Source organism: Mesorhizobium sp. M7A.F.Ca.CA.003.01.2.1 (assembly GCF_003998945.1).
GTDB classification, from domain to species: Bacteria; Pseudomonadota; Alphaproteobacteria; order Rhizobiales; family Rhizobiaceae; genus Mesorhizobium; species Mesorhizobium ciceri.
The window spans coordinates 1-6,059 of record NZ_RZRA01000275.1 but is presented as its reverse complement, the minus strand read 5'-3'; the positions used below and the strand labels follow the sequence as shown (position 1 = coordinate 6,059).

The 6,059-nt window shown below is 61.0% G+C and carries 4 protein-coding genes; 3 read left to right on the top strand and 1 reads right to left on the bottom strand.

Features of this window, described 5'->3' with window-relative positions:
- Positions 1-162 precede the first annotated feature (162 nt).
- On the bottom strand, positions 163-753 hold the full coding sequence (locus EN969_RS13510) for a hypothetical protein (protein WP_063167790.1): 591 nt from the start codon (positions 751-753) through the stop codon (positions 163-165).
- 338 nt (positions 754-1,091) lie between these two features.
- Between EN969_RS13510 and clpP the strand changes: the two genes are divergently transcribed.
- The 3 genes from clpP to lon all read left to right on the top strand — a co-directional run bounded on the left by clpP (position 1,092) and on the right by lon (position 6,011).
- Complete coding sequence (clpP, locus tag EN969_RS13505) at positions 1,092-1,721, top strand: ATP-dependent Clp endopeptidase proteolytic subunit ClpP (protein WP_013532191.1); 630 nt, start codon at positions 1,092-1,094, stop codon at positions 1,719-1,721.
- A 297-nt stretch (positions 1,722-2,018) separates the two neighbouring features.
- The gene (clpX, locus tag EN969_RS13500) at positions 2,019-3,293 is read left to right on the top strand and encodes an ATP-dependent Clp protease ATP-binding subunit ClpX (RefSeq protein WP_013532190.1); all 1,275 of its coding nucleotides are present in this window, start codon (positions 2,019-2,021) and stop codon (positions 3,291-3,293) included.
- A gap of 306 nt (positions 3,294-3,599) precedes the next feature.
- Positions 3,600-6,011: an endopeptidase La gene (gene lon / locus EN969_RS13495; protein WP_013532189.1), complete on the top strand. Its 2,412-nt coding sequence runs from the start codon at positions 3,600-3,602 to the stop codon at positions 6,009-6,011.
- Positions 6,012-6,059 lie beyond the last annotated feature (48 nt).

The following is a 6,059-nucleotide window of genomic DNA, read 5'->3' as shown; positions in this document are numbered from 1 at the left end:
GTCGTGGGATACGTCCGACGTTCCTCGAGGGAGGCCCAATAAGCTTTGGCAAGCGCCAAGGCTTCTTCGGCAAGGTCTGACAATTCCTGATTGGAAATTTCCAGGTCGCGCATGCCCTCAGCCCAACGGAGATCCGCTGCGACGCAGGTTACGCCATGCGCGCTAATCCTGGCAATGCCTGGGAATATGCACCCGCCGCCAACTGGATGAGCCTTCCCGGACCAACACACGACGCGCGACGGTCTGGTAGGAGGCGGGGACATCGATGACGCGCCTTTGTTCCGGCCGCACCAGCACCTCCTCGGCGATGCTGTCATATTGTGCGGGAATGACGACGCGCCGCGTGCGTTCGGGCTGGATCACGATGGTCTCTGCGACGCGTTCGTAGCGCGCCTTGTGCCATACCTTGCACAGCACCTTGCGGCCATGGATGACGCGCCATTCCCAGGAATAGCCGCCGCCATCGACCCGGACCGTACGGTAGACGGTGCGGGTGACGGCCGGTACGATCTGGTAGGTCACTTGCGCCGGAACGGTCATCACGACGCGCTCGCGCGTGCCAAAGATAGGGGCGATATAGTCGACCTGCTGACCGGGCGGACTGATCATCACGTCTTCATAGACCGTGTCATAGACGGCCGGACTGCGGACGGGTTCATAGCATTCGACGGCGCGGCCGCCGGCCGCCGTCTGCGAAATCGTGCCGAGCACGGTCAGGCCGGCAATGGTGAAGCATGCGGTTTTCCCGGGCATGGCACTCCCCCTGTTGAACTCTATGCATAAGTTCAACGTTGAATTGTAGAGGAAGCCGTCTCGGAAAAAAGCGGTTTCGGCGCATTTCGTTAAGTGACGCGGTTAAGAAACTGCTACGTTGCGGGGCCGGCGATGCGGCTCCGGACCCGCGGAAGCATCCGCCGCCGCGAATCCTTGGTCAGAAAGCTTGATTCGACTTACCCAGATGGCTAGGAGGGGTCGGCCTTGCACAAGGACGAGCCGGCATCCTATTTACGGAATACCGATCCAGAACCGATTCTGCCCGATCTGCCGGCATTCCCGGCGCCGGAATCCCACCGCGAGATAAGAGATACCTGATGAAGAACCCCGTCGAAACCTACATGAACCTCGTTCCGATGGTGGTCGAACAGACCAATCGCGGCGAGCGGGCCTACGACATTTTCTCGCGCCTCCTCAAGGAGCGCATCATTTTCATCACCGGTCCGGTCGAGGACGGCATGGCGACGCTGGTCTGCGCGCAGCTTTTGTTCCTCGAAGCTGAGAATCCGAAGAAGGAAATCAACCTCTACATCAATTCGCCGGGCGGCGTCGTCACCTCGGGCATGGCGATCTACGACACCATGCAGTTCATCAAGCCGGCCGTGTCGACGCTCTGCATCGGCCAGGCGGCTTCGATGGGTTCGCTGCTCCTGACTGCCGGTCACAAGGACATGCGCTTTGCCACGCCGAACGCCCGCATCATGGTTCACCAGCCTTCCGGCGGCTTTCAGGGCCAGGCGTCCGACATCGAGCGCCATGCCCTGGATATCATCAAGCTGAAGCGTCGCCTCAACGAGGTCTACGTCAAGCACACCGGCAAGAGCTATGAAGAGATCGAGAAAACGCTCGACCGCGATCATTTCATGACCGCCGACGAAGCCAAGGATTTCGGCCTCATCGACAAGGTCATTTCGTCGCGCGAGGCGGCCGAAGGGGCGCTGGCATAAAGGCAAGTTGGCAGTTGGATGGCACCATCACGCGCTTTTGGCGCGTCTTGCGGCATTTCGGCCACAATTGGCTGTTCCCTCGGGGGACAGGATTGCCTACGTTAAGGCTATGTTGAGTTTCGGCGGCTTAGCTTTATGCGGGGTTGTCGCGAATCATTGCCACGTTTTCTGATTTGTGTTTCGTACGGAATGCGTTGCGGGAGCCGGGACACACTGGCGGCGGCGGATTCCCGCGATAGATAGAGTATGCGCCCTTTCAGCCAGACCATCGGCGGGCGGCCATGAAAGGACATGAAAATGAGCAAGGTCGGCAACAACAGCGGCGATTCCAAGAACACGCTTTACTGCTCGTTTTGCGGCAAAAGCCAGCACGAAGTGCGCAAGCTGATCGCCGGTCCGACGGTCTTCATCTGCGACGAGTGCGTCGAGCTCTGCATGGACATCATCCGTGAAGAGAACAAGACCTCGATGGTGAAGTCGCGCGAAGGCGTGCCGACACCGCAGGAGATCCTCAAGGTTCTCGACGACTATGTCATCGGTCAGCCCTACGCCAAGCGCGTGCTGTCGGTGGCGGTCCACAATCACTACAAGCGCCTCGCGCATGCCGGCAAGAACAACGATGTCGAACTGGCGAAGTCCAACATCCTTTTGATCGGCCCGACCGGTTGCGGCAAGACGCTGCTCGCGCAGACGCTGGCCCGCATCATCGACGTGCCGTTCACCATGGCTGACGCGACGACGCTGACCGAAGCCGGCTATGTCGGCGAGGACGTCGAAAACATCATCCTGAAGCTGTTGCAGTCGGCCGACTACAATGTCGAGCGCGCCCAGCGCGGCATCGTCTACATCGACGAAATCGACAAGATTTCGCGCAAGTCGGACAATCCCTCGATCACCCGCGACGTGTCGGGCGAGGGTGTGCAGCAGGCGCTCTTGAAGATCATGGAAGGCACCGTCGCCTCCGTGCCGCCACAGGGCGGCAGGAAGCACCCGCAGCAGGAATTCCTGCAGGTCGATACAGCCAACATCCTGTTCATCTGCGGCGGCGCCTTCGCCGGGCTGGACAAGATCATCTCGGATCGCGGCCGCAAGACGTCGATCGGCTTCGGCGCGGTCGTCGCTTCGCCGGAGGATCGCCGCACTGGCGATGTTTTCCGCCTGGTCGAGCCCGAGGACCTGTTGAAGTTCGGTCTTATCCCTGAGTTTGTCGGCCGTCTGCCGGTCCTGGCGACGCTGGAAGATCTCGACGAACCGGCGCTGATCCAGATCCTGACCGAGCCGAAGAACGCGCTGGTCAAGCAGTATCAGCGGCTGTTCGAGATGGAAAATGTCGACCTGACCTTCCATGAGAACGCTCTTTCGGCGATCGCCAAGCGCGCTATTGAGCGCAAGACCGGCGCGCGCGGCCTGCGTTCGATCATGGAGGCGATCCTGCTCGACACGATGTTCGAGCTTCCCGCACTCGAAGGCGTGCGCGAAGTGGTGATTTCGGAGGAGGTGGTGACCGGCAGTGCCCGGCCGCTCTACATCTACTCCGAGCAGAAGGAAAAGAAGGGCAATGTCAGCGCCTGACATGAGCCCGCAGCGAAATTCTGAAACGGCGCCGCAAGGCGCCGTTTTGCTGTCGCACAGCGGTTTTGCGCGGCGTACGGGCTGGCGTCGCAAATGTGTCACTCGCGGACGGGTTGGGAGTGCGGATTTGGACACGCCCCTTGATCTTTGGGGGTCGTGCATCCAACTAACTGGAGAAGGCCGAGGTGCCCGATTTCTGTGCTGTAAAACTCCCGTCACAAACGGTGGTAGGCGGAACGATCCCCGGTCGTTAATATAAGATTCGCGGTTGGCTCAATTAGCGGCCGCGACATGAAAGGTTGGACAATGGCCAAAGTATCCAAGGCACCCAGCGACGGCGTCTTCGCAGTTCTCCCACTGCGCGACATCGTGGTGTTCCCGCACATGATCGTTCCGCTCTTCGTCGGGCGTGAGAAGTCGATCAAGGCGCTGGAAGAGGTGATGGGTCAGGAAAAGCAGATCCTGCTTGCCACCCAGATGAATGCCGCTGATGACGATCCCGAGCCCGATGCCATTTTCGACATCGGCACGCTCGCCAATGTGCTGCAATTGCTCAAGCTGCCCGACGGCACCGTCAAGGTTCTGGTCGAGGGCGCCTCGCGTGCGAAAATCGTCTCGTTCACCGACCGTCCCGATTTCCACGAGGCCCGCGCCGCGGCGCTGGTCGAGCCGGAAGAGGAAGAGGTCGAGGTTGAGGCGCTGGCGCGTTCGGTCGTCACCGATTTCGAGAATTACGTCAAGCTGAACAAGAAGATCTCGCCCGAAGTGGTGGGTGCTGCCAGCCAGATCGACGACTACTCCAAGCTCGCCGACACGGTTGCCTCGCATCTCGCCATCAAGATCCCCGAGAAGCAGGAGATGCTGGCCACGCTTTCGGTCAAGGAGCGGCTGGAAAAGGCGATGGGCTTCATGGAAGCCGAAATCTCCGTCCTGCAGGTGGAGAAGCGCATCCGCTCGCGTGTCAAGCGCCAGATGGAGAAGACGCAGCGCGAGTACTACCTGAACGAGCAGATGAAGGCGATCCAGAAGGAACTCGGCGAAGGCGAGGACGGCCGCGACGAGGCCGCCGAGATAGAGGCGCGCATCAAGAAGACCAAGCTCTCCAAGGAGGCCCGCGAAAAGGCGGAAGCCGAGTTGAAGAAGCTCCGGACGATGTCGCCGATGTCGGCTGAATCGACGGTCGTGCGCAACTATCTCGACTGGATCCTGTCTATCCCGTGGGGCAAGAACTCCAAGGTCAAGCAGGACCTGGCTTTCGCGCAGAACGTGCTCGATACCGACCATTTCGGCCTCGACAAGGTCAAGGAGCGCATCGTCGAGTATCTCGCCGTGCAAAGCCGCCAGAAGAAGCTGAAGGGGCCGATCCTGTGCCTCGTCGGCCCTCCCGGTGTCGGCAAGACCTCGCTCGGCAAGTCGATCGCCAAGGCGACTGGACGCGAGTTCATCCGCATGGCGCTGGGCGGCGTGCGTGACGAGGCCGAGATCCGTGGCCACCGGCGCACCTATATCGGCTCGATGCCCGGCAAGGTCATCCAGTCGATGAAGAAGGCCAAGAAGTCCAACCCGCTCTTCCTGCTCGACGAGATCGACAAGATGGGCCAGGACTTCCGTGGCGATCCGTCATCGGCGTTGCTCGAGGTCCTCGATCCGGAACAGAACTCGACGTTCATGGACCACTACCTCGAGGTCGAATACGATCTGTCGAGCGTCATGTTCGTGACGACGGCGAACACGCTGAACATCCCGGCGCCCTTGATGGACCGCATGGAGATCATCCGTATCGCCGGCTACACCGAGGACGAGAAGATCGAGATCGCCAAGCGGCACCTGATGCCTAAGGTGATCCGCGATCACGCGCTGCAGCCGAAGGAGTTTTCCGTCGGTGAGGACGCGATCCGCGCCATCGTCCAGACCTACACCCGTGAAGCGGGCGTCAGAAGCCTGGAGCGCGAGCTGATGAAGCTCGGGCGCAAGGCGGTGACCGAGATCCTGAAGACGAAGAAGAAGACGGTGAACATCACGGCGGCGAACCTCGCCGATTACCTCGGTGTTGAACGCTTCCGCTTCGGTCAGGTCGAGGCTGACGATCAGGTCGGTGTCGTTACCGGACTCGCCTGGACGGAAGTCGGCGGCGAGCTGCTGACGGTCGAAGGCGTCATGATGCCCGGCAAGGGCCGCATGACGGTGACCGGCAATTTGCGCGACGTGATGAAGGAATCGATTTCGGCGGCGGCCTCCTATGTCCGCTCGCGCGCCGTCGATTTCGGCATCGAGCCGCCGCTGTTCGACAAGCGCGACATCCACGTGCACTTGCCGGAAGGCGCCACGCCGAAGGACGGCCCGTCTGCAGGTGCTGCCATGGCGACAGCCATTGTATCGGTACTGACGGGTATTCCGGTCCGGGCGGATGTGGCGATGACCGGCGAGATAACGCTTCGCGGCCGCATCCTGCCGATCGGCGGGCTCAAGGAGAAGCTGCTCGCCGCACTGCGCGGCGGCATCAAGAAGGTGCTGATCCCGGAAGACAATGCCAAGGACCTGGCGGAGATTCCGGACAATGTGAAGAACGGCATGGAGATCATTCCGGTCTCACGTGTCGGCGAGGTGTTGCGCCACGCGCTGGTGCGTATGCCGGAGCCGATCGAATGGGTCGAGCCGGTCAATCCGCCGGCTGCGACAGACAGTGCCGACGACGCTGGAAAGTCCCTGGCGCATTAGAGCGCCGGGCGTCCATCTGGACGCACAAAGGACGCTCTAACGCCCAGA